The organism is Micromonospora sp. DT4 (assembly GCF_049841675.1).
Taxonomy (GTDB): domain Bacteria; phylum Actinomycetota; class Actinomycetes; order Mycobacteriales; family Micromonosporaceae; genus Micromonospora.
Window position 1 is genome coordinate 1 of the sequence record NZ_JBNCKT010000073.1, and the last position, 22,178, is coordinate 22,178.

Annotated in this window: 23 protein-coding genes and 2 pseudogenes; 12 read left to right on the plus strand and 13 right to left on the minus strand. The window is 71.0% G+C overall.

Going from position 1 to position 22,178, the window contains the following annotated elements:
* Positions 1 to 162 precede the first annotated feature (162 nt).
* The gene (ctaD, locus tag ACLQ24_RS19815; protein WP_425893202.1) at positions 163 to 1,920 is read right to left on the minus strand and encodes a cytochrome c oxidase subunit I; all 1,758 of its coding nucleotides are present in this window, start codon (positions 1,918 to 1,920) and stop codon (positions 163 to 165) included.
* Between the two features lie 130 nt (positions 1,921 to 2,050).
* A complete protein-coding gene (locus tag ACLQ24_RS19820; RefSeq protein WP_425893203.1) occupies positions 2,051 to 3,157 on the minus strand; it encodes an FAD-dependent monooxygenase in 1,107 nt (368 codons plus the stop codon).
* A 298-nt stretch (positions 3,158 to 3,455) separates the two neighbouring features.
* Between ACLQ24_RS19820 and ACLQ24_RS19825 the strand changes: the two genes are divergently transcribed.
* Together ACLQ24_RS19825 and ACLQ24_RS19830 are read left to right on the plus strand one after the other, a co-directional pair.
* Positions 3,456 to 4,580, plus strand: coding sequence for a GH12 family glycosyl hydrolase domain-containing protein (locus ACLQ24_RS19825; protein ID WP_425893204.1), 1,125 nt, complete (start codon positions 3,456 to 3,458; stop codon positions 4,578 to 4,580).
* A 105-nt stretch (positions 4,581 to 4,685) separates the two neighbouring features.
* Positions 4,686 to 6,227 (plus strand): SulP family inorganic anion transporter, encoded by a 1,542-nt coding sequence (locus ACLQ24_RS19830; RefSeq protein ID WP_425893205.1) that lies wholly within the window; start codon positions 4,686 to 4,688, stop codon positions 6,225 to 6,227.
* Positions 6,228 to 6,285: 58 nt separating this feature from the next.
* On the opposite strand, the gene ACLQ24_RS19835 is transcribed toward ACLQ24_RS19830, so the two are convergent.
* Genes ACLQ24_RS19835 through ACLQ24_RS19845 form a run of 3 tightly spaced genes read right to left on the minus strand, consistent with a single transcriptional unit; the run spans position 6,286 to position 7,776 of the window.
* On the minus strand, positions 6,286 to 6,738 hold the full coding sequence (locus ACLQ24_RS19835) for a hypothetical protein (protein WP_425893206.1): 453 nt from the start codon (positions 6,736 to 6,738) through the stop codon (positions 6,286 to 6,288).
* Positions 6,738 to 6,968, minus strand: a complete 231-nt coding sequence (locus ACLQ24_RS19840; protein WP_425893207.1) for a hypothetical protein — start codon at positions 6,966 to 6,968, stop codon at positions 6,738 to 6,740. The genes ACLQ24_RS19835 and ACLQ24_RS19840 overlap by 1 nt, the downstream gene beginning before the upstream one ends.
* Positions 6,969 to 6,987: 19 nt before the next feature.
* Positions 6,988 to 7,776: an aldo/keto reductase gene (locus ACLQ24_RS19845; RefSeq protein WP_425893208.1), complete on the minus strand. Its 789-nt coding sequence runs from the start codon at positions 7,774 to 7,776 to the stop codon at positions 6,988 to 6,990.
* Positions 7,777 to 7,902: 126 nt separating this feature from the next.
* Here ACLQ24_RS19845 and ACLQ24_RS19850 point away from each other — a divergent pair.
* Positions 7,903 to 8,184 (plus strand): annotated as a pseudogene (locus tag ACLQ24_RS19850) (DNA polymerase ligase N-terminal domain-containing protein); the annotation flags it as partial.
* A 40-nt stretch (positions 8,185 to 8,224) separates the two neighbouring features.
* Entirely contained in the window at positions 8,225 to 9,415 is a 1,191-nt protein-coding gene (locus tag ACLQ24_RS19855; RefSeq protein WP_425893228.1) for a threonine synthase, read from the plus strand.
* Positions 9,416 to 9,683: 268 nt separating this feature from the next.
* On the opposite strand, the gene ACLQ24_RS19860 is transcribed toward ACLQ24_RS19855, so the two are convergent.
* On the minus strand, positions 9,684 to 10,076 hold the full coding sequence (locus ACLQ24_RS19860) for a cupin domain-containing protein (RefSeq protein WP_425893209.1): 393 nt from the start codon (positions 10,074 to 10,076) through the stop codon (positions 9,684 to 9,686).
* Between the two features lie 461 nt (positions 10,077 to 10,537).
* Here ACLQ24_RS19860 and ACLQ24_RS19865 point away from each other — a divergent pair, with 461 nt between their 5' ends.
* Positions 10,538 to 11,581 (plus strand): beta family protein, encoded by a 1,044-nt coding sequence (locus tag ACLQ24_RS19865; RefSeq protein ID WP_425893210.1) that lies wholly within the window; start codon positions 10,538 to 10,540, stop codon positions 11,579 to 11,581.
* Positions 11,582 to 11,599: 18 nt separating this feature from the next.
* On the opposite strand, the gene ACLQ24_RS19870 is transcribed toward ACLQ24_RS19865, so the two are convergent.
* A complete protein-coding gene (locus ACLQ24_RS19870; RefSeq protein ID WP_355051907.1) occupies positions 11,600 to 11,881 on the minus strand; it encodes an adhesin in 282 nt (93 codons plus the stop codon).
* Positions 11,882 to 12,392: 511 nt separating this feature from the next.
* On the opposite strand from ACLQ24_RS19870, the gene dacB reads away from it, so the two are divergent.
* Positions 12,393 to 13,640, plus strand: a complete 1,248-nt coding sequence (dacB, locus tag ACLQ24_RS19875) for a D-alanyl-D-alanine carboxypeptidase/D-alanyl-D-alanine endopeptidase (protein ID WP_425893211.1) — start codon at positions 12,393 to 12,395, stop codon at positions 13,638 to 13,640.
* A 14-nt stretch (positions 13,641 to 13,654) separates the two neighbouring features.
* Here dacB and ACLQ24_RS19880 read toward each other — a convergent pair whose 3' ends face one another.
* The 3 genes from ACLQ24_RS19880 to ACLQ24_RS19890 all read right to left on the minus strand — a co-directional run bounded on the left by ACLQ24_RS19880 (position 13,655) and on the right by ACLQ24_RS19890 (position 15,800).
* Positions 13,655 to 13,978: a hypothetical protein gene (locus ACLQ24_RS19880; RefSeq protein ID WP_425893212.1), complete on the minus strand. Its 324-nt coding sequence runs from the start codon at positions 13,976 to 13,978 to the stop codon at positions 13,655 to 13,657.
* 87 nt (positions 13,979 to 14,065) lie between these two features.
* A complete protein-coding gene (locus tag ACLQ24_RS19885) occupies positions 14,066 to 15,031 on the minus strand; it encodes a hypothetical protein (protein WP_425893213.1) in 966 nt (321 codons plus the stop codon).
* Positions 15,032 to 15,206: 175 nt separating this feature from the next.
* Positions 15,207 to 15,800: a pentapeptide repeat-containing protein gene (locus ACLQ24_RS19890; protein ID WP_425893214.1), complete on the minus strand. Its 594-nt coding sequence runs from the start codon at positions 15,798 to 15,800 to the stop codon at positions 15,207 to 15,209.
* 72 nt (positions 15,801 to 15,872) lie between these two features.
* Here ACLQ24_RS19890 and ACLQ24_RS19895 point away from each other — a divergent pair, with 72 nt between their 5' ends.
* Together ACLQ24_RS19895 and ACLQ24_RS19900 are read left to right on the plus strand one after the other, a co-directional pair.
* Positions 15,873 to 16,070: a hypothetical protein gene (locus tag ACLQ24_RS19895; protein WP_425893215.1), complete on the plus strand. Its 198-nt coding sequence runs from the start codon at positions 15,873 to 15,875 to the stop codon at positions 16,068 to 16,070.
* Positions 16,071 to 16,074: 4 nt separating this feature from the next.
* Positions 16,075 to 16,716: an NAD(P)-dependent oxidoreductase gene (locus ACLQ24_RS19900; RefSeq protein ID WP_425893216.1), complete on the plus strand. Its 642-nt coding sequence runs from the start codon at positions 16,075 to 16,077 to the stop codon at positions 16,714 to 16,716.
* A 277-nt stretch (positions 16,717 to 16,993) separates the two neighbouring features.
* Here ACLQ24_RS19900 and ACLQ24_RS19905 read toward each other — a convergent pair.
* Positions 16,994 to 17,397, minus strand: a pseudogene (locus tag ACLQ24_RS19905) (PPOX class F420-dependent oxidoreductase); the annotation flags it as partial.
* A gap of 7 nt (positions 17,398 to 17,404) precedes the next feature.
* Positions 17,405 to 18,043 (minus strand): DUF6642 family protein, encoded by a 639-nt coding sequence (locus tag ACLQ24_RS19910; RefSeq protein ID WP_234581535.1) that lies wholly within the window; start codon positions 18,041 to 18,043, stop codon positions 17,405 to 17,407.
* Positions 18,044 to 18,257: 214 nt separating this feature from the next.
* Here ACLQ24_RS19910 and ACLQ24_RS19915 point away from each other — a divergent pair, with 214 nt between their 5' ends.
* The gene (locus tag ACLQ24_RS19915) at positions 18,258 to 19,046 is read left to right on the plus strand and encodes a D-Ala-D-Ala carboxypeptidase family metallohydrolase (RefSeq protein ID WP_425893217.1); all 789 of its coding nucleotides are present in this window, start codon (positions 18,258 to 18,260) and stop codon (positions 19,044 to 19,046) included.
* A gap of 102 nt (positions 19,047 to 19,148) precedes the next feature.
* Here ACLQ24_RS19915 and ACLQ24_RS19920 read toward each other — a convergent pair whose 3' ends face one another.
* Positions 19,149 to 19,640: a hypothetical protein gene (locus tag ACLQ24_RS19920; RefSeq protein ID WP_425893218.1), complete on the minus strand. Its 492-nt coding sequence runs from the start codon at positions 19,638 to 19,640 to the stop codon at positions 19,149 to 19,151.
* Between the two features lie 386 nt (positions 19,641 to 20,026).
* Here ACLQ24_RS19920 and ACLQ24_RS19925 point away from each other — a divergent pair, with 386 nt between their 5' ends.
* The 3 genes from ACLQ24_RS19925 (at position 20,027) to ACLQ24_RS19935 (ending at position 22,093) form a co-directional block, all read left to right on the plus strand.
* Entirely contained in the window at positions 20,027 to 20,590 is a 564-nt protein-coding gene (locus tag ACLQ24_RS19925) for an SOUL family heme-binding protein (RefSeq protein WP_425893219.1), read from the plus strand.
* A 182-nt stretch (positions 20,591 to 20,772) separates the two neighbouring features.
* Positions 20,773 to 21,312 (plus strand): DUF1697 domain-containing protein, encoded by a 540-nt coding sequence (locus tag ACLQ24_RS19930; protein ID WP_425893220.1) that lies wholly within the window; start codon positions 20,773 to 20,775, stop codon positions 21,310 to 21,312.
* A 235-nt stretch (positions 21,313 to 21,547) separates the two neighbouring features.
* Positions 21,548 to 22,093, plus strand: coding sequence for an aldo/keto reductase (locus tag ACLQ24_RS19935; protein ID WP_425893221.1), 546 nt, complete (start codon positions 21,548 to 21,550; stop codon positions 22,091 to 22,093).
* Positions 22,094 to 22,178: the final 85 nt, after the last annotated feature.

Sequence of the window (22,178 nt, forward strand, 5' to 3'; positions counted from 1 at the left end):
CGGGGCGCGGGGCGCGGGGCGCGGGGCGCGGGGCGCGGGGCGCGGGGCGCGGGGCGCGGGGCGCGGGGCGCGGGGCGCGGGGCAGAGCAGGGGCGGTAACGCGACGGGCGCCGCTCCCGGTGGTCCCGGGGGCGGCGCCCGTCGTACAGGCTCTGTCTAGCGTCAGTGCCGGTCGATGTTGCTGGCGGTGTCCTCGCTGTAGGTGGCGCCGCCGTCCGACTCACTGGTGAGCGGCTTCGCGCCACCCTCCGGCGGGCCGGCCACGCTCTGGCCGGCGGCCAGCTCCGGGAACTTCATGTCGAACGCCGGGCGCTCGGAGCGGATGCGCGGCATCCGGTCGAAGTTGCGCAGCGGGGGCGGGCTGCTGGTCGCCCACTCCAGCGAGTTGCCGTGGCCCCAGGGATCGTTGACCTCGACCACCGGGCCGGTCTTGTACGACTTCCAGCAGTTGTAGATGAACGGCAGCGTGGAGATACCGGTGATGAACGCGCCGATCGTGGAGATCGTGTTCAGCGTGGTGAAACCGTCACCGGGCAGGTAGTCGGCGTACCGGCGGGGCATGCCCTCGGCACCCAGCCAGTGCTGCACCAGGAAGGTGGTGTGGAAGCCGATCACGGTGAGCCAGAAGTGCACCTTGCCCAGGCGCTCGTCGAGCATCCGGCCGAACATCTTCGGGAACCAGAAGTAGATGCCGGCGAAGACGGCGAACACAATGGTGCCGAAGAGCACGTAGTGGAAGTGCGCCACCACGAAGTACGAGTCCGACACGTGGAAGTCGAGCGGCGGGCTGGCCAGCAGCACACCGGTGAGACCGCCGAAGAGGAAGGTGACCAGGAAACCGACCGCCCAGAGCATGGGCGTCTCGAAGCTGATCTGGCCCCGCCACATGGTGCCGATCCAGTTGAAGAACTTCATGCCGGTCGGCACGGCGATCAGGTAGCTCAGGAAGCTGAAGAACGGCAGCAGGACCTGGCCGGTGGCGAACATGTGGTGCGCCCAGACGCTCATGGAGAGCGCGGCGATCGCGATGGTCGCGGCGACCAGACCCTTGTAGCCGAAGATCGGCTTGCGGGAGAAGACCGGGATGATCTCGCTGATGATGCCGAAGAACGGCAGCGCGACGATGTAGACCTCGGGGTGCCCGAAGAACCAGAACAGGTGCTGCCACAGCATCGGTCCACCGGTCGCCGCGTCGTACACGTGGGCGCCGAGGATGCGGTCCGCGGCGAGCGCGAACAGCGCGGCGGCCAGCAGCGGGAAGACCAGGATCACCAGGAGGCTGGTGACCAGGATGTTCCACGTGAAGATCGGCATCCGGAACATGGTCATGCCGGGCGCGCGCAGGGTGAGCACCGTCGTGATCATGTTTACCGCGCCGAGGATCGTGCCCAGGCCGGAGATGGCCAGACCCATGATCCATAGGTTGGCGCCGACGCCGGGCGAGTGCTCGACGCTGCTCAGCGGCGCGTACGCGAACCAGCCGAAGTCGGCGGCGCCGCCCGGGGTGAGGAAGCCGGCGGTCGCGATCGTGCCGCCGAACAGGTACAGCCAGTAGGCAAAGCTGTTCAGTCGGGGGAAGGAGACGTCGGGCGCGCCGATCTGGATCGGCACGATGTAGTTCGCGAAGGCGAACACGATCGGCGTCGCGAAGAACAGCAACATGATCGTGCCGTGCATCGTGAAGAGTTGGTTGTACTGCTCGGGCGACAGGAACTGCAGCCCGGGTCGGGCCAGCTCAGCCCGCATGACCAGGGCCATCAGGCCACCGATCAGGAAGAACACGAACGCGGTGACCATGTACATGATCCCGATCTGCTTCGCGTCCGTGGTTCGCAGCAGCCGCGCGATGGCCGACCCCTTGACCGGCTCCCGGACCGGCCAGGGCCGGGTCACGACCGGCTTGGGTGCGACGGTGGTCACGAGTGGCCTCCGGTTCTCGGTTGTCCCGCTCGGCTCACGCTGGTTATCGGCGGGCCGTCATCCGCAAGGAGAATAGTCCCCGGCAGGTCGCAGCGCCGCGTGGGGTGGCGTGACACGATCTACAACGGGCCTACAGCGGGCCGACCAGTAACCGGTAGTGCTCCCCGAAGATTCGTCCGCCGCGTCCGCGCAACAGCGGGTCGCGTAGCGCCGGCGGCACGTCCCTGGTCCGGTCGCGGTCCCGGGTCCGGTCGGCCACCCATCGGGTACGCGGACGACGACGACTCTCGTACGCCATCAGCGCTGCCTCCACGCTGCCGGCCGCGCGCAGCGATTCGGCCAGCACCACGGCGTCCTCGAGAGCCATCGCCGCACCCTGCGACAGGGTCGGCGCGGTGGCGTGCGCGGCATCGCCGACCAGCAGCACCCGCCCCCGGTGCCAGCGACCCAGCTCGACCTCGTCGGTGATCCCGACGTGCACCTGGTCGAGCGTCTGGAGCACTTCGGGCACCGTACCCCGGTAGTCGGCGAAGAGTTCCCGCAGCCGGGCGAGGGGGTCGGCGGGCGGCTCGTTGCCCGCCTCGTCGGCGTAGCAGTGCAGCCGTCCCTCCCCGATCGGCACGAGCAGCAGGCCACAGCGCTGCCCGAGCAGGGCGGTCCAGTCGGTGACGGTCGGCCCGTCCCGCAGGACGGCCCGGTAGACGACGTGCCCGGTCGGGCGGGGCGGCCCGCCGAGCGCGGCCAGGGTCCGGACCGACGAACGCGGTCCGTCGGCGCCGATGACCAGGTCGTACTCGGTGCGGGTGCCGTCGGTGAAGGTGACGCCGACAGCGCCCGGAAGCAGTTCGAGGGTGCGGACCTCGGCGCCGTGCCGGACGGCGCCCCCGGCGCCGCTGAGCAGCACCCGGTGCAGGTCGCTCCGGGGCAGCGCCCGGCACTCCCCGACGCCGGCCCAGAGCGCGTCGAGGTCGACCTCGCAGAGCGGGGCCCCGGCGGCGTCGAAGAAGCGCTGCCGGCGGATCACCTGCCCGAGGGGGCGGACCGGATCGTGCAGGTCCAGCCGGCGCAGCGCACGGGCGGCATTGCCGGGTAGGTAGAGGCCGACCTCGGTCGACTCCCCCACCGGCAGTTTGTCGGTCACGTCCGGCCGGAAGCCCGCCAGGCGCAGGGCTCGGGCCACGGCCAGGCCGGCGATGCCCGCGCCGACGATGAGGATGCGCAGGGGGGAGCTACGCATGGTGGTGTACGCCTCCGGAGGGGAACGGCACGCGTTGGAGGCAACACGCTACTCGGAGCGACCGGCGCGCACCAGAGCCGATCGGCCCGCCGGAAACCGCTCGCCGGTGCTCACCGTCGCTGATCGGGATGTCCGCCGATAGCCGTCCGGAGCGGGCGTGGCAATCCTCACAATTCGCCAGTTTGACGCATGCGGTTGCACCGTAGTTTTAAGCATGTAAATGTGTCGTTGAGCGTGGGAGCGCTCCCGCACTGCCCCCACCAGCCGGCGCCCACCGAGCGCCGAGTCAAGGAGCGTCATGAAAAGTCTCCTTCGGGCCCTGGCCGCCGCCGGGCTCCTGCTCACCAGTTCCCTCGTCGCCGTGGCCCTCGGCGGCAGCGCCTCCGCCGACACCCTGATCTGCGAGCAGTACGGCTCCACCGTGATCCAGGGCCGTTACGTGGTGCAGAACAACCGCTGGGGCACGACCGCCCAGCAGTGCATCAACGCCACCAGTAACGGCTTCGAGATCACCACGCTGAACGGCAGCAGCCCCACCAACGGCGCGCCCACGGCGTACCCCTCGATCTTCTTCGGTTGTCATTACACCAACTGCTCCCCCGGCACCAACCTGCCGATCCAGGTGTCGCAGATCAGCAGCGCCACCAGCAGCATCTCCTACCGGTACGTCAGCGGCGCCACCTACAACGCGTCGTACGACATCTGGCTGGACCCGTCGCCCAAGCGCGACGGCGTGAACCAGATGGAGATCATGATCTGGCTCAACCGGCAGGGTTCGATCCAGCCCATCGGCTCGGTGGTCGGCACGACGAATCTGGCCGGCCGCACCTGGGAGGTCTGGCGGGGCAGCAACGGCTCCAACAACGTCATCTCGTACGTCGCGTCGTCGGCGATCTCTAGCCTGAACTTCAGCGTCATGGACTTCATCAACGACACCCGCAACCGGGGCGCGATCACGAACTCCTGGTATCTGACGAGCATCCAGGCCGGCTTCGAGCCGTGGCAGGGTGGCGTCGGGCTCGCGGTGACCTCGTTCTCGGCCAACGTCAACGGTGGCGGCAACCCCACCAACCCGCCGCCAACGACCCCGCCGCCGGGCGGCACCTCGGGCTGCGCGGTGAAGTACACGGCCAACTCGTGGAACAACGGCTTCACCGCCGACGTGCAGATCACCAACACCGGGTCCAGCGCGATCAACGGCTGGACGCTGAACTACAACCTGCCCGGCGGGCAGACGGTTACCAACGCCTGGAACGCCACGGTGAACCAGAGCGGGTCCGCGGTGACCGCCCGGAACGTGAGCCACAACGGGTCGATCGCGCCCGGTGGCACGGCCAGCTTCGGCTACCAGGGGACGCTGAACGGGTCGTACTCGTCCCCGACCAGCTTCTCGCTCAACGGGACGACCTGCGCGCGTAGCTGATCCGACACCACGACGGCGGGGGCGTGATCTGGACGGTCACGCCCCGCCTGAGTGAAAGAATCACGCTTAACTATGCATTAATATTATCTAAGTACCTTCCGGAAGATGTCGGCTTTAGCATCATTTCGGCACGATATCCCGTCGTCGATCGTCGTCTTCCTGATCGCGATCCCGTTGTCCCTCGGCATCGCTGCCGCCTCCGGAGCGCCCCTGCTGTCCGGGCTGATCGCCGCCGTCGTGGGCGGGATAGTCGCCGGCGCGCTCAGCGGCGCGCCGCTCCAGGTCAGCGGACCGGCGGCCGGGCTCACCGGGATCGTCGCGGGCACCATCGCCGAGTTCGGCTTCGCCGGCACCGCCGCGATCGTGACCGTCGCCGGGCTGCTGCAGATCCTGCTGGGCATCACCCGCCTCGGGCGGGCCGCGCTAGCTCTGTCGCCAACTGTCGTACACGGGATGCTGGCCGGCATCGGCCTGGTCATCGCGCTGAGCCAGGTGCACGTCGCGCTCGGCGGCGAGCCCCAGAGCTCCGCGTGGGCGAATCTCCGGGACCTACCCGGCCGGGTCGCCGACCACCACAGCGGTTCCGTGCTGCTCGGCGCGCTGACCATGACGCTGTTGCTGCTCTGGTCACGTCTGGTCAAGACCACACTGCTGCCGGCGACCCTGGTGGCGGTGGTGGTCGCTACCGTGGTCGCGACGGCCGTGGGCGCCGACGTGGAGCGGGTGGATCTGCCCGCCGACCCCTTGAGCGCGCTCATCCTCCCCCGCTGGCCCGACTCACCGCTGTGGGAGGTCGTCCCGGCGGTCGTCACCATCGCCCTGGTCGCGAGCGTCGAATCTCTGCTCTCGGCGGTGGCCGTCGACCGGATGCACCACGGCCCACGGGCGAACCTCGATCGGGAGCTCATCGCCCAGGGTGCCGCGAATGCTGTCTCCGGAACGCTCGGCGGCCTCCCGGTCACCGGGGTCATCGTGCGCAGCTCGGCGAACGTCGCGGCGGGGGCACGCACCCGCGCCTCGGCCATCCTGCACGGACTCTGGATCGCCGGGTTCGTGATGGCCGGCTCGGTACTGCTGGAAATGATCCCGATGGCCGCGCTCGCCGCCGTCCTCGTGGTGGTCGGCCTGCGGCTGGTGAGCCTCGCCCAGATCCGCACGTACGCCCGGCACCGGGAGTTGCCCATCTACGTGATCACGGCGGTCGGCGTGGCCGCGACGGACCTGCTCATCGGGGTCGGGCTGGGCATGGCGACGGCGGTCTTCTTCATGTTGCGACGGTTGGCCCGGTGTGACATCCAGGTCACCGAGCCGAAGTCCGGCACCTGGCTCGTGTCGATCACCGGAACACTCGCCTTCGTCGCCTGCGGACGGCTCACCCGCCGACTCGCCACCCTGCCTCCGGGGCAGCACGTCGCACTCGAACTGCACCTGGACTACCTCGACCACGGTGCCTACGAGACCATCCGCGACTGGCAGGCGTCCTACACGCGGGCCGGCGGCACCGTCCAGGTCAGCGAGGTGCACGGCTCGTGGTTCCATCGCGCGGGCACCGACGGACTCGGCACCGGCAAACGCCCTGTTCGGTGCCCGGCCCAGGGGTCGGTTCGGTACGAGTTGCCGCCGCCTCGATCCACTCCGATTCCGTGAAGTCGGGGCGTCCCCGCGCCTGGGACACCCCGACCTCACGGAGACGAGGCAAAGATCGTCAGACCCGGGTCAGGCGTACGGCGTCGGCGATGACCAGGCCCGTCGCGTTGCTCCACCGGCTCACCGCCACCCGGTTGGCGTCCCCGGCCGGCAGGGTGAACGTGCCGAGGACGCGCCACTGCCCGCCGGTCACCCGCTGGTCGACGTACACCGTGCTGTTGCCGGTGGTGGTGGCGACGATGTACGGGGTGGCGCTGTTGTAGCCGCTGTTCGTCGGCCACCACGCGTCCACCCGGTAGTTGCCGGTCGCCGGGACGTTGAACCGGTACCAGGCCGGGTCGCTGGCCGCGACGGGATCGGCGTAGCGGTAGTCGGCGCCGTACCGCTGGGTGGAGAACGTCGACACACCCCAGTTGGCGCCGGCGGTGAAGCGGCCGGAGGTCGTGTTGTCCACGTTGGACGACCAGGCCGTGCTGCCGCCGGCCACCTTCGCGGCGACGTCGGCGCGCATCACGTTGAGGTCGATGAAGGACGGGTCGATCTTGCCGGTGGTGCTGGTCTCCCGGCCGAGATGACGTGGAAGACGCCGTTGTAGTCGACGAGCGCCTGGCAGAGCGGGCCGGCCAGGTCTGAGCGACCGTTGATGCAGATGCCGAGCGCGGGGTGCGGGTTGCTGGCGCTGGAGGTCGAGGCCGTGTGGTGCCAGAGCACCCCGATCGGGTCGAAGGAACCGGGCCGCATCCGGAAGGAATTCGCCGTATCAGGCGCCGCCGAGCGCGTCGATGTCGCGCATCTCCTCCGCCGTCAGCGAGAAGTGGAAGACGTCGAAATTGGCGCTGATCCGCTCCGGGGTCACCGACTTGGGGATCACCACGATCTCGTGGTCGATGTGCCAACGCAGCACCACCTGCGCCGGAGACACGCCGTGGGCCGCAGCGATCCTGGTCAGCACGGGATCGCTGAGGTCACTGGTCTTGAACGGGCTGTACCCCTCCAGCACCACACCCCGGTCCCGGTGCTCGGCGTGCCGCTGCCGGTCGTACAGCGCGGGACTCCACCGGATCTGGTTGACCGCCGGGTTCTCCTCGGTCGACTGGATCAACTCGTCGATCTCGCTCGTGCTGTAGTTGCTGACCCCGACGGCCCGGGTCAGGTTCTCGTCCCGCGCGGCCAGCAACTCACGCCACAGCGGAATGCTGTCCGCCGGTGACGACGGCGGCCAGTGGATCAACCACAGGTCCACCTGGTCGACGCCGAGCGCCTCCAGACTGGCCTCCAACGTCTCGCGCTCACGACCCATCCGGTCCGACGGGAGCTTCGTGGTGAGGAAGATGTCCTCCCGCCGCAGCCCACTCTCCAGGACCGCCCGACCGACCTCCCGCTCGTTGCCGTAGACGGTGGCGGTGTCGAGATGCCGGTAACCGGTGTCGAGCGCGGCCAGCACCGCGTCGTAGCCCGCCTGACCGGTGGCCTGCCAGGTGCCGAAGCCGAGCAGGGGCATCCGCACGTCACCCGGGAGCAGGGCGGTGGGCTGGTCGCTGAGGTCCATGGAATCCGTTCTACCCCGCCCTGTCCCCGTATGCCGAGCGAACCGGACACTCCGGCAGCCAGCGCGATGGCCCGACCTGCCGGAGAATGCGGGTGTGACGGACCGGCTGGACGAGTACCGACGCCGGGGTACGAGCTGCGCTGGGACGGGGTCCGGGCGATGGCGTACGTCTCGGGTGGGCGGTTGCGGCTGCTCTCCGAGACCGACGAGGAGATCACCGGCGGGTACCCGTGGCTGCGCGCGATGGCCGATGCCCTGGCCCCGACCGAGGCGGTGCCCGACGGCGTGCTCGTCCGTATCGACGGCTCTTCTCGGGTGCGTCCGGCACGCCCGAGCAGCGGGACGCGGGTCCCGGCCGGCGCGCAGTTCCTGCTGGTCGACCTGCTGTGGTTGGAGGGCGTGAGCAACGGTGACTGAGCATCGACGCGGCCTGACGGCGAGGAGCGACGTGTACCTGACCCACCTGGACTGTCCGCGCTGCGGCCTGGAGTACGCCGCCGACACGGCACAGAACCTCTGCGACTGCGGCTCGCCGCTGCTGGCCCGCTACGACCTGCCGGCGGTCGCCAAGGCGGTCACCCCGGAGCGTTTCCCGCTGCGCCCAGCCGACCTGTGGCGGTACCGCGAGCTGCTGCCCGTCGCCGACCCCCGGCACGTCACTACGCTCGGTGAGGGCTGGACACCGCTGCTGCGCGCTCCGGCGTACGGCGCCGAGATCGGTATCGCGGACCTCATGGTCAAGGACGAGGGGTTGATCCCGACCGGCTCGTTCAAGGCGCGTGGCGCGGCTGTCGGCGTGAGCCGCGCCCGTGAGCTGGGCGTCGAGCGAATCGCGATGCCCACCAACGGCAACGCCGGTTCGGCGTGGGCGACGTACGCGGCGCGCGCCGGAATGGGCGCCACGATCGTCATGCCGCTGGCGGCACCGAGCATCTGCCGGCGCGAGTGCGTGGCCGCCGGCGCGGACCTGCGCCTGGTCGACGGGCTGATCAGCGACGCCGGCCGGCGGGTGGCCGAGCTGATCGCCGAGTCCGACGGGGCGATCTTCGACGCCGGCACGCTGCGCGAGCCGTACCGGCTCGAGGGCAAGAAGACGATGGGGTACGAGATCGTCGAGCAGCTCGGCTGGCAGGTGCCCGACGTGATCATTTATCCGACCGGTGGCGGGGTCGGCCTGATCGGCATTCACAAGGCGCTGCACGAGATGCGCGAGCTGGGCTGGGTCGGCGACAAGCTGCCTCGGCTGGTGGCGGTGCAGTCGACCGGCTGCGCACCGATCGTGCGGGCCTTCGCCGCCGGCGAGTCCCGGGCCAGCCCGTGGGAGGACGCGCACACGGTGGCGTTCGGGATCACCGTGCCGGCGCCGCTGGGTGACGAGCTGATCCTGGCCGCGCTGCGGGCGTCCGCCGGCACCGCCGTCGCCGTCGAGGATGCCGAGATCCTGACCGACCTGCGTGACTTCGCGGCCCGGGAGGGGCTGCTGCTCTGCCCGGAGGGCGCGGCCTGCCTGACCGCCGCGCGCCAACTGCGCGCCGGTGGCTGGATTCGGGCCGGCGAACGGGTGGTGGTGCTCAACACCGGCGCGGGGTTGAAGTATCCGGAGACGGTCGACGTCTCCGGCGTACCCGTGCTGGCCTGATGTAGACCGTGCCCGGGCCGTTGTGCTGGAAGACCTTGTCACTGCGCTGTGTCGGACCAGCTTCGGGTACCGGCCCGAGTACTGCTGCGTCTGCCGGAACGCCTCCCAGGCCCGCGTCGTGTCGGCAAGGGTGGACAGCGGGTCCATCTCGACCGGCGGCGTCCCGTACCTCTGCCCGAACGCCACGTCGATCCCCACCACCTGGCCGGCGGAGACCTCGAACTCGTGGCTGACCCGGTCACGGCCCGCCCGCAGCGGCAGGCCGCCGTCACGCGGTCGGCGGCTCGTCCTCGCCGGCCTCCTCGGCCTTGTCGGCCTCCTCCTTGGTGTGGTGCACGGCTTGGTCGGCGTGCTCCGGAGGGCCGTAGACGGTGTAGAGCACCAGCGGATTCGGGCCGGTGTTGACGAAGTTGTGCTTCGCGCCGGACGGCACGACGACCAGGTCGCCCGCGACGACCTCCCGCTTCTCACCGGCCACCCGGGCTTCGCCGGTCCCGCTGACGAACGTCAGGATCTGGTCGATGCCCTCGTGCACCTCCTCGCCGATCTCCCCGCCCGGCGGAATGGTCATGATCACCAACTGGGTGTGCTTGCCGGTCCACAGCACCCGCCGGAAGTCGGGGCTCTTTTCGGCGACGGTCGCGATCGTGAAATGCTCCATGACCCGCTCATACCCCGTTCGGTCACGCGTCACGCCGGGACTGGCAGATGGTGGAATTCCCCACGCTCGAGAGGTTTGAGTCCGCGTCCAGCGGGGATCGACAATGCTGACCGGCGCGAAAGGCCGGTCGAGCCAGGTCCCCGCTGGCGTACCGCCGAACGGCTGCGGTGGTGGGAGACGGCCAGAGCGCGGCGACGTTGCGACCACGGTCGAAGCGGCGCCGCGCGCTCGTTTCCGCGTACGCCCCAGTTCGCGGTGTACGCCTCCGGGCGCGGAACGGGAAGCCGACCCAGCGGGCGCTGTCCTCGTCGGTGGAGCGGTATCGGTGCGGTGACGCGGACATCGGGCGAGCGTAGTCGCCGAACCGACAGCCAGACAGCAGATTTTCGGTACCAGAAGTGGGGAGGAATGCGAATGCCTGACTAGATTGAAGTATGGTGCCCGCCCACGGGGGCCGGGCAGTGGCACCGGTCTACCGCCCCATCCTCGCCAGCCGCCGACGCGGCGAGCTGGAAGCGTTGAACCACCTCGATCCCGCTGCTGCCCCGCTCGTCGCCCCGATCCTGGAGGTCAGTGCGGTCGACCGTTCCGTCAGGGACGCTCTGCGCCGGCTGCCGGTCGGCCTGCTGCCGGCCGTCGACGTGACCACGCTGCCCGACTCGACCGACACGGAGCTGGTCCGGTGGGGCGTACCGCTGATGCCCGTCGTCGGGCTCGCGGAGAGCGAGCGGCGGCTGACCGCGCACGGCGCGGCGGCCCGGGCGTACGCACGGCGGGCGCTGGTCCGGGTGCGGGTCGCGCGCGACCGCGCTGGTCCGGACGCGGACACGACCGCAGTCGAGCGGATCTGGCGGTACACCGGCCTCGTGCCGGAAGAGTGCGACCTGCTGGTGGACGCGGGTGACGTCTGCTGCCCGGCGGACGTGCGGGTGGCGGAGCCACGGGTACGCCGGCTGCTGGACTGGGCCCGTCGCCACGCCTGGCGCTCGGCGACGGTGGCGGCGGGCGGTATGCCTCCGACGCTGTCCCGGCTGCCCACCGACGAGCCGGTGCGGCTGGAACGCTGGGACTGGCAGCTCTGGCAGCGGCTGGCGGACGTCGGTGTCGACTACGGCGACTACGGCGTCGGCTCGGCGCTACCCGACTCGGGTGACGCCGGCGACCGGCTACCCACCGTGCGGTACACCGCCGACGACGGCTGGTGGGTCTACCGCTGGTCGCGCCGGGGCGGCCGGGGCGACGAGCGCTTCGCCGACCTGTGTCGCACGCTGGTGGCGACACCGCACTGGTCGAGTGCCGGAGCGGCGTTCTCGTGGGGCGACCACGAATTGCTGCGGCGCGCACGCCGGGGAGCCGGGGCCGGGTCGGCCGCCAACTGGACGGCGTGGAGCACGTCGCACCATCTGGCGCACGTGCTCGCCGCGCTGCTCCAGCCCGACGACACCAGCGGGCCTCTGTGGCACCCCCGGCCGGGCCCGCCGCAGCGAGGACGATCGCCGCGGTGAGAACCTCGGGGCCCGTTTCTACTGCTTCTCGGTGAAGCCGAACTGGATGATGCCCTCGTCGTCGACGGTGGCGTCCACCGAGGCGTCGCCGAGCAGTTCGGCGGCGTCCGGGTCGAGGAAGATCCGCGCGCCCTGGTTGTCGACGACCTGGTCGCCCTGCTCCGGCTCGGGCACCAGCTCCACGGTGAGCGACCCGGCGTCGGTGTCGGCGGCGATCCGCACACCACCGTCCTGGGCCACGTCCTGCTGGTTGGCCAGGTCACGGATGACGAGCACGGCGTTGTCGGTCATGGTGAGCATGGGTGGAACTCCTCATGGTTTCTCGGCTCGCAATCGGTTGTCGCGCAGACCGGACAATCGGCCCGCGTGCGAGCGCGCGTGGGAGGCGACGGGAGGGACGGACGGTCATCGCCGTCGCATCGAATCGGGGCAGCTGACGGGCCCCTTCCCTGCCCACCGTGCCCGGCGCCGGACGATCCGTCAAATAGAGCGGAATCAGTCGAGCACGGGGGTGAGAGCGATCGGGAAGCAGATTTTTTTCGGACTGGCAGCCGGGCTCGGCCGCGCCGATCACCGCCGGTGCGGGGTTCAGGCGTTGTGTGGCGCGGTGTCCGGCTGCACTGGTCGCCACCCTGTTCAGAGCACCGATTCCCACACTGACGAACCCGGAAGTTCCTTACGGTGAGTGAATGCAGGGGGCGTGCACGACACGTCGGTCGGCCGACCGCGAGAGGAGACCCGAGGTCACGAACGGCACTAACCTTCGCCCGAGGCTCTTTTCCGGCGATTACCTTCGTGGCAGCATCGGCGCATGCATCGTCGTCTCTTTCCGCGCGCCGTCGCGCTGCTCGCGCTGGTCGTCACCGTGGCCACCGTCGGCGCGTCCGGCGCCACCGCCGAGTCGCCCACCCCCGCGACGACCCGCCTGCGCGCCACCATCGACGCGATCCTCGCCGACAACCGACTGGCCGGCGCACAGACGTCGGTGGTCGTCGTCGACACCAGTACCGGGGAGACCCTCTACGACCGCAACGGCAACCGGCGGCTGGTCCCGGCCTCCAACACCAAGTTGCTGACCTCCACCGCCGCCCTGGGGCTGCTCGGTCCCGGCCATCACTTCAGCACCGACGTGCAGACCATTGGGGCGCGCCGCGGCGGGCTGCTCTCCGGCAACCTCTACCTGCGGGGCGGCGGTGATCCGACCATGCTCGCGGCCGACTACGACGCGCTCGCCGCACAGGTCGCCGCCGCCGGCGTCCGGGTCGTCACCGGCAACCTGGTCGCCGACGACACCCGCTACGACCGCGCCCGGCTGGGCTCCTTCCGGGCGGCGCTACGCCGGCACGGCGTACGGATGCTCGGCCGGACCGTGCTCGGCGAGCCCACCCCGGAGACGGCCCACCCGGTGGCCAGACACGACTCGATGAGCCTGGGTGAACTGATGACGCCGTTCCTCAAGCTCTCCAACAACGGGCACGCCGAGGTCCTGACCAAGGAGATCGGCCGCGTGCTCTCCGGCACCGGCACCTGGTCCGCCGGTCTCACCGCGATCAGCGAGTACGTCGCCGACACCGGAATGGACACCGGGACGCTGCGCCAGCGCGACGGCTCGGGACTGTCCCGCCGCAATCTCGTGCCGGCGGCGGAGTTCGTCGACCTCCTGGCCGCCGTGCGCGCCCAACCCTGGTTCGCCACCTGGTACGCGGCGCTGCCCATCGCGGGGCAACCGGAGCGGTTCGTCGGCGGCACGCTGCGCAGCCGCATGGCCGGCACCCCGGCGGCGGGCAACGTCCACGCCAAGACCGGCAGCCTGACCGGCGTGTCGGGGCTGTCCGGCTACGTCACCAGCGCGGACGGCCACCTGCTGGCCTTCTCGATCCTGCTCAACAACTACCTGACGGCGTCGGTCAAGGCGTTGGAGGACCAGATCGCCGTGACGCTGGCCGGGCACCGCGAGGACGGCGTGAGCGCGGCACGGGTCGCCCGGCCCGAGGTGCCCCAGGCACCGCGTACGCCCGAGGGCGTGGAGTGCTCCTGGGTCAAGCCGATCACCTGTTGACCGGCGGCCGCGGGTCAGGCCGGACGCTTCGGCGTGGGTGGCACCGCCGCGGGGTCGCCGCGTTCGATGAGCGCGGCGATCTCGGCGGCACGCAGGCCGCGGAGCGTCAACACACGGGTGCCCCACCGGTGCAGCCGGCACGGGTGGGGGCTGGCGTCGTTGCGACAGACCACTCCGCCGGACCAACGCCGGGGCGCGTGCACGACCACCGCGCGCACCGCGAACTGGGCATCCTCGCCCGTCACGTACGGCGGCAGGGGAATGTCGCGGAGCACCTCCGGCTCATTGGCGCCGGAGGAAACGGCGGGACGGACGCGGTGGGCGGTACTGCTGCTCATCAGCGTTTCCTCCACAGTGGAAGGCGAGACGGGGACAGCAGAAAGCTACGTCGACGTGGACGCAGGGCGACGGACAAACTGTCCCGCTCAGCGCAGCGCGACAGCCTGGAGGCCGACGTTGCCGCAGCGCTCGGTGAAGACCTTCTCGACCGTCCAGGTCACCACCAGCCGGGCGTCCTTCGGCGCCGTGAACCGGATGACGAACTGAGCGCTCTGACTGGTGTACGGGTCCTCCAGGCGCAAGGTGCTGACCGTCCCTCCGGTGGACAGGCGCACGTCCAGCCGACCGCGCGCCATCCAGATCCCGGCGTAGAGCTGCACGGTGCGCGGCGTACCGCTGCCGGCCACCGCCAGGCTGAACCCGTTGCCGACGCCGCAGGTGTAGACGCCGTCGGAGCTGCCGTGGTCCGACCGCTCGGGCGCGCCGTCGGACCAGCGGACGACCTCCTGGTTGCCGTCCCAGCCGATCCGACGGCCCCTCCCGCCCCCGTCGACGATCTCCCCCGACCCGGAGCGCTTGCGGACCGTCGAGTTGCCGCCGCGCCAACCCCAGTGCATCCAGTCGCGGGTGCCCACGGCGGTCAGGTCGACCGCGGCGGGGACCTCGGCGCGGCTCACCGACAGCAACGGCGCGGACGGCTTCTCCGGAGGGGGCACGGGCGCGCTCGTCGACGGGATCGGTTCGGGCGAGGGTGGCCGCTGCCGGGGCCGCAGACCCGGCAGTGCCGGGTCTGCATCGCTGGTACGTCCGTCAGCGCCCGGCAGGCCCGTCGGGCGGGTGGCGCCGGCGGGCACGCCCCCCGAGCCGCCGACCGTTCCGTCACCCGAGTCCGGGCTGGACCGGGTGCCGAGGTATGCGACGAGCACCACGAGGCAGACGACCGCGCCGGCCCCTTCCAGTGCCCAACGCCGACGCTGCCGGGCGCGGGCGAGTCGGCGTAGCGCACGGTGGTTCAGGCCGGCGGCGTCGGTTCGCGGCCGATGCGACGCCGCTCGACCGGCCGGCTCGTCGCCGGCCCGCGAACCATCCCGCGTACGGTCCTCGTCCGCCACCGACCCCTCCACGTTGCCGCCCGACCGCCACCGCACGTGACGGGTCGACCATCCACTGTGGGTCGTTCACGATTGCACCGGCGTGGTCGACACGCTAAATCGGGACAGCAGGGCGTGTCCAGTCCGGATCGGGACGGTATGGGACAGGGGTTGATCGATCGGGGGCGACCCCGGCTCAGCCGATCCGGAAGCCGAGCGCCTGCGCGATGACGAGGGCCTGCTCGGCGTCCACGAGCGCGCCGGCGCGCTCGACCGACGTCGGGTCGAGCGCGGTGAGGTCGCTGCGTCGCAGGTCGGCGCCGCCGAGGCGGCAGCGCTGAAGCTGCGCCCCGGAGAGGTCGACGCCCGTCACGGTGGCCCCGGTGAGGTTGACGCCGGTCAGGTCGGCCTCGCGCATCCGCACGTCGGTCAGTTGGACGGCGCGCAAGTCCGCGCCGGGCAGCGCGACGAACGACCAGTCGCCGCCGTCGACGCGCAACGGGCGCAGCTCACACTGGACGAAGGTGCTGCCCACCATCTTGCAGCCGGTGAACTCGGCGTCGAAGAAGTTGCAGCGCTTGAAGACACAGCGGGTGAACGCCGAGTCGAGGTGCCGGGACGCGTTGAACCGCACGTTGCCGAACGTGCAGCCGGTGAAGACCGCGCCCCGGGTGACCGCCTCGGTCAGGTCCACGTCGAAGAACTCGCAGGCCACGAACTGGCGGTCGGTCAGCTCCTCGGCGTACCAGTCCTCCTGGCGGAAGGTCACGTCCTCGGTCAACTCCGGCATCCGGCCAGGCTAGACGCCACCGGGTGGCCGCCCCCTTCCGGTGGCGGCGTACCGGCGGGTAGTTTCGGCGACGTGAGCGTGGCGCGGAGCAATGACCCGGATGAGATCGGCGTCGACCCGGCGCGGCTGGCCCGGACCGACGAGCACTTCGGCGGGTACGTCGACGACGGCCGGCTCGCCGGCTGGCAGGTGGTGGCGTCTACGCCGCCCTGGTCGACTGACCGGGATCGCCGTTTGACGGGCGGACGACCGGCCCGGTCCCTAGCCTGAGCTGGTGAGCACCATCGTCGTGTTTGGCGCGGGCGGCACCGCCGGGTCGCGGGTCGTCGCCGAGGCCGTCGACCGGGGACACCGGGTGATCGCCGCAGTCCGTCGTCCGGAGGCGACCTCGTACCTGCCGGACGGCGTGCGGACGGTCACCGGCGACGCCACCAGCGAGCGCAGCGTCCGGGAGCTGGCACCGGACGCGGACGCCCTGGTGGTGGCCATCGGTGGTGGCGAGCGCGGGCTGTGGCGCAGTGCCGCCGAGACTCTGGTTACCACCCTGCGGTCCATGCCGGCGGCGCCCCGGATCATCCATCTGGGTGGCGGGTCCACCCTGCTCACGCCGCGCGGCACCCGCTTCCTCGACGAGCCCGACTTCCCCGAGCAGTACCGGGACTCGGCGATGGGCCAGGCCGACGCTCTGGACTACTACCGCAGCTCCGCCGACGGGGTGCGCTGGACCTACGTCTCGCCGCCGCCGCTGGAATTCCACCCCGGCGACCGCACCGGGCACTACCGCACGGGCACCGACGAGCCGGTCACCGACGACCAGGGCCGGTCAGTGCTCACCTACGAGGATCTCGCGGTCGCGATCGTCGACGAGATCGAGCAGCCCCGGTACGTCAACACACGGTTCACCGCCGCGTACTGACCATCGCGGCAACCGGCGGTCCAGCCGCCGGACCTATCCCTCAGCTCCTGTCGAGCTGCCCCAAAAATGGGGCAGACGCGGGACCAGCAGGCAGACGGCAGCGCGGGAAGCAGCATGGCTGCCGTTCACGGTGGACCGCACGCCGCCGCCGTCATCTGCCCCATATTCAGGGCAGCTCTACAGCACGCCGACCCACCCCGCCGGGCGGGCGCGTTCGGGTTCGGCGCCGCCGGAACCGCGGCGGAGCTTCACCGCCGCGTACCGATCGCCAGCGCGGTCAGTCGGCGAGGCGGGCCGGGAAGCCGCCGGTGGCGATCTGGCCCAGGCGTCGATGGTGAGCCGGATCAGCGACTTGCCCTGGCGCACCATCGCCGCCCGGTATTCGTCCCAGTCCGGGTGCTCGCCGGAGATGCTGCGGAAGTACTCGACCAGCGGCTCCAGCGCCTCGGGCAGGTGCAGCACCTCGGCGGTGCCGTCGAGCTGCACCCAGGGGCCGTTCCAGTCGTCAGAGAGCACGCAGGCCGAGACCCGGGGGTCGCGGCGGATGTTGGTCACCCTCGCCCGCTCGGGGTAGGTGGACACGACGAGGCGACCCTCCCCGTCGATGCCGGCGGAGACCGGGGAGGACTGCGGGCGACCATCGGCCCGGGTGGTCATCAGCACCACACGGTGTCGCGGGCGGTGGGGGTCAGCGGGGGCCGGTGGCGGCGCGGGGCACCGCCTGGGTGGGCACGCGGGGTCGCCCGGCCGGGCGCCAGGCCCGGCCGTTGGCGTAGATCACCCGAAAGCCGAGGTACGAGGCGAGTGGCGCCCAGTGCGCCGAGCCCATCCGCAGTTCGGCGGCGTTGTGCCGCTGCCCGTTGGCCAGCACGTCGAGCAGGACGGTTTCGAAGGCAGCCGATTCGACCCAGTCGACGTCCCGGGTGAAACCGCAGATCAGGGCGGCGCCGGTGACCTCCAGGAACTCGCGCAGCACCGCATCCGACGCGCGCAGCACCGAGCAGCTGCCGAAATAGAGCCTGCGCCCCTCGCAGCGGCCGGCCATCAGCTCGGCCACCTCGTTCAGCTCCACGGACTGCCAGTCGGTGAGGCAGAGCCGGCTGGGCTCGCCGTGCATGGCGAAGAAGCCGACACGGTGGTCGGCGTACTGCTTGAGCAGCCAGCGGTCCAGGAAGTAGAACAACTCGTCGCGGGTGGCCGCGTCCTTGTGGATGAATCGGATCTTGCCCAGCCGCTCCAGCAGTTCGAGGGTGGGCAGCACGGAGCCGCGTTCGTTGAGGTCGCGGTGCCACTGACCCTCGACACAGAAGACGCCACCTCGTGCCACGTGCACCTCCGCCAGTCCGCCGCCCGGGGCTGACGTTACCGGCCGCCCGCAAATCAGCCGAATTCACAGGCGACGCCCAGGAACAGGCGAATCATGAGGACAATTCTCGTTATTGCCGCCAAGCGTACTGATCAGTGCGAGGGTGGAAATCACGGGACGTCCCGGTCGATGCCCCAGAGCCCACCCCATTCGCTCTCCTATCGGGAGGACTTCTGTGCGCGTAAACACCCTGAAGCGAGTCGCGGTCGCTTTCGCCCTGGCACTGCCCGGGGCAGCGATCGCCTCCGTGGTCGCCGCGCCGGCAGCGTACGCGGACGGCTGCTACACCTGGAACCGCAACCTGTACCAGGGACGCTCAGGCGACGACGTCCGTCAGTTGCAGGTCCGAGTCGCCGGCTGGGCCGGCTACCGGGACATCGTGGAGAACGACGGCCGCTACGGACCGAAGACCGCCGCCGCGGTGAAGCGGTTCCAGCAGGCGTACGGGCTGCGCGCCGACGGCATCGCCGGCCCGCAGACCTACGCCAAGCTGTACCAACTCCAGGACAACGACTGCACCCCCGCGCACTTCAGCTACGGAGAGTTGGACAACGGGTGCGGGGGCAGCGGCTGGAGCGGTGGCCCACTGTCGGCGGCCCAGACCAAGCAGAACGCGCTGCGCACCATGTGGAAGTTGGAGGCGCTGCGCAAGAGCCTCGGCGACAAGCCGCTGAACGTCACGAGCGGTTTCCGCAACCGTGCCTGCAACAACCAGGTCGGCGGCGCGTCGGACAGTCAGCACCTGTACGGCAACGCGGCCGACGTCACCTCACGGACGTCGTCGCTGTGCCGGGTGGCGAAGGACGCCCGCAACCACGGCTTCAGCGGCATCTACGGGCCGGGCTATCCCGACCACGACGACCACGTGCACGTCGACTCGCGGCGCGAGAACAACAGCGACCGCAGCTCGAACACGACGAGTTGGTCCGCGCCGGACTGCGGGATCGGCGCCGGCAGCGACTGAACCAGCCGGTCGGCGTGACGTCGGCCCGGCGCGGGTGGGGAAGCCTCCGCGTCGGGCCGACGTCGTGTCGCCCCGCACAGGGCGGGCCGGGGGTAGCGCCGCTCAGCTCGCCCGGGGCCAGCGCGGCGCGGTGGCCCCGGGAGTCGCCGGCCGGCCGGCCGGGGCAGGTCGTACCCCTGCGGGGGTGACCCGCGCGGCCTGGTGTCGCGCCGGCAGTCCGGCCCGGCCGGGCGGCGGTGCCTGGTAGCCGGCGGTCGTCGCCGGCCGGGCGCCGGTGGGGCGCGCGGTCGACGGCCCGGTGGCGGTGAACGGGAAGGGCACGTGCACGAACGGGTTGCCGTGTCGGATCAGCGCCTCGATCTGCCGCTCGTTGAGCCCGTGTGTCTCCAGGACCCGACGCCCCCAGCGATGCAGTCGGCACGGGTAGGAGGCCCCGTCGTTGCGGCACAGCGGCCCGGTCGGCCACTCCTCGGCGATGTGCACGACCACCGCCCGGACCGCGAGCCGGACATCCTCGGGGGTCAGTGGTGCCGGCACCGGCACCTCACCCAGCACCTGGTCGATGGGATCCGTCGACTGCTCACCAACACGCACGGCAGGCCTCCCGCAGTTCGGCAGCGGTACGGCGGACCCACCGCACCGACATCCTCGGGCAGTGGTACGGCCAGCATCGGACGAAAGTTCAATTCCGGTATGCGGTAAGCAGATCCTCTGGCGACAGCACGTGGATTCCGTCGACGGCGACGCCGCCGCGCGGTGGTCCGACCACTGCGCGGCCGCCGGCCTGGTCCGGACGCTGTGCCGCGAGGTGTCCTGACCATGGACACGGCCAGCTATGGCGTCCTGGCCGGTGGTCCTGCGCGACGAGGGCGGACGCCAGTACTGGCGGACCGTCGCCCCCGGGGCGGGACAGTCGACTTCGGCGGAGCGGGAGCCGAAGGGGCGGTAGCGTCTGTTCCAGTAGATCCTGGGAGCGCGCGATGACCGAGCAGCAGCCGTACCGGGTGGTGTCCCGACACCCCGGCTTCGAGCTGCGCCGCTATCCGGCCCACCTGGTGGCCGAGATGCAGGTCCAGGCGTCGTTCACCCGGGCGCCGATCGAGGCGTTCCGGCCACTGGCCGCGTACGTCGGAGGCGCCAACCGGGCCCGGCACCCCGTCGGGTCGGCCGTGCCGGCGACGCCGACCGCCAACGGTTCGGAGAAGATCGCGATGACCGTGCCGGTCGTCCAGATCGAGGGCGAGCGGCCGGGCGCGTACCTGATCCAGTTCGTCCTGCCGGCCACCGTCACCACCGCGACGGCGCCCGAGCCGGTGGACGCCCGGGTGCGGATCCGTGCGGTCGCGGCACAACTGGCGGCGGCCATGCGCTTCTCCGGCCGGTGGACGGAGCAGGCGTTCAGCCGCCGGGCCACCATGCTCGGCCGGTCGGTGACCGCCGCCGGGCTGCAACCCACCGGCGCCATCCGGTACGCGCGCTTCGACCCGCCGTGGAAGCCGTGGTTCCTGCGCCGCAACGAGGTCGTGCTGCCGGTCGTGGAGTGAACCGGCGGCGGTCCACCGCCCGGTCCCGCACCCGGTCATCCGAGCGTGCCGAGCGGGGACCGCGCGGGACGGTGCCGCAGTGCCCGCCACGTCGGCAGCACGCTGGCCAGCGGATTCGAGACGGGCCTGGTTGGGCCGGGCGGCCTACGCTGAGCCGGTCGGCCGTACACCCAGGAGGAGCCATGACCCGGTACGTCGCCCTGCTGCGCGGGGTCAACGTCGGCAGCACCCGCCTCGCGATGGCCGACCTGCGCCGGATCGTCGTCGACCTCGGCCACGACGACGTCACGACGCACCTGCAGAGCGGCAACGTGGTCTTCGGCAGCACCGTGCGCGACGCGGAGAAGCTGGCCGCCGGCATCGAGCGTGCGCTCACCGACGAACTGGGGCTCACCGTGCCGGTGCTGGTGCGCAGCGGCCGGGAGTTCGCGGCGGTGGCCGGTGGAAACCCGTACGCCGAGGTCGACGACGACCCGAAGAGGTTGCTGGTCGCCTTCCTCGCGACCGCGCCGAAGAAGTCCCTGGTCGACGCGCTCACCGTGCCCGGTGGCGAGAACGTGGCGTTCACCGTGACCGGCCGCGAGATCTTCCTGCACTTCCCCGACGGTGGCTACGGCCGGACGAAGTTCACCAACGCGTACCTGGAGAAGAAGCTCGGCGTGGTGGGCACCACCCGCAACTGGAAGTCGGTGCGCGCCCTGGCGGAGCTGGCCGCCGGCTGACCGGGCGGGAGGTAACTCTCGCCGCGCTCGCCGGCCTGGACCTGGTGGCCGCGCCCCGGGCCACCGCGCCGGGCTGGCACGACCACCGCTCGCGGTGTGCCGGCGGCACGGGCCCACGTCGCCCTCGGTGCCGGCGGCACGGCCCTGGCTGGTCCTGTTCGACACGACCGGGTGAACCGGATCGCCGTTGCGCTCGCCACCCCCTTTGGGCGGTGAATCGTCCACCTGCCGGGTATTGATAACGGATACGAAGACGCGAAGGAGCCGCAGTGGCATGTTCCACCGCCCGGACGATGCCCGCAAGGCGTTCGACTCGACGCTGTCGGCGTTGAAGATGGACTACATCGACCTGTTCCTGATCCACTGGCCGCTGCCGACCCTGTACGACGGCGACTACGTCTCGACGTGGAAGGTGCTGGAGGAGTCCCAGCGCGACGGTCGCGCCCGCTCGATCGGCGTGTCGAACTTCCAGGTGGCGCACCTGCAGCGGCTGGCCGACGAGGCGAGCGTGGTGCCGGCGGTCAACCAGATCGAGGCGCACCCGTACTTCGGCAACGAGGAGGTCCGCGCCTACGGCCGCGAGCACAACATCCTCACCGAAGCGTGGTCGCCCATCGCGCAGGGAAAGGTGCTGGACGCCCCGACCGTGGTCGACATCGCCGGGGAGGTTGGCCGTACGCCGGCGCAGGTGGTGCTGCGGTGGCACCCGGGCGGCAGGGCCCGAACCCGGAAACCTTCGCCTACGTACCTCGCTGACCTGCGGATAGGTCGAAACGCGTGATGCTTCGGAATGATCATTCCGAGGCATCACGCCGTTCCGGACGGGTCACACGTCGACGCGCTCGGCGAGCCTGTGGAACACCGCC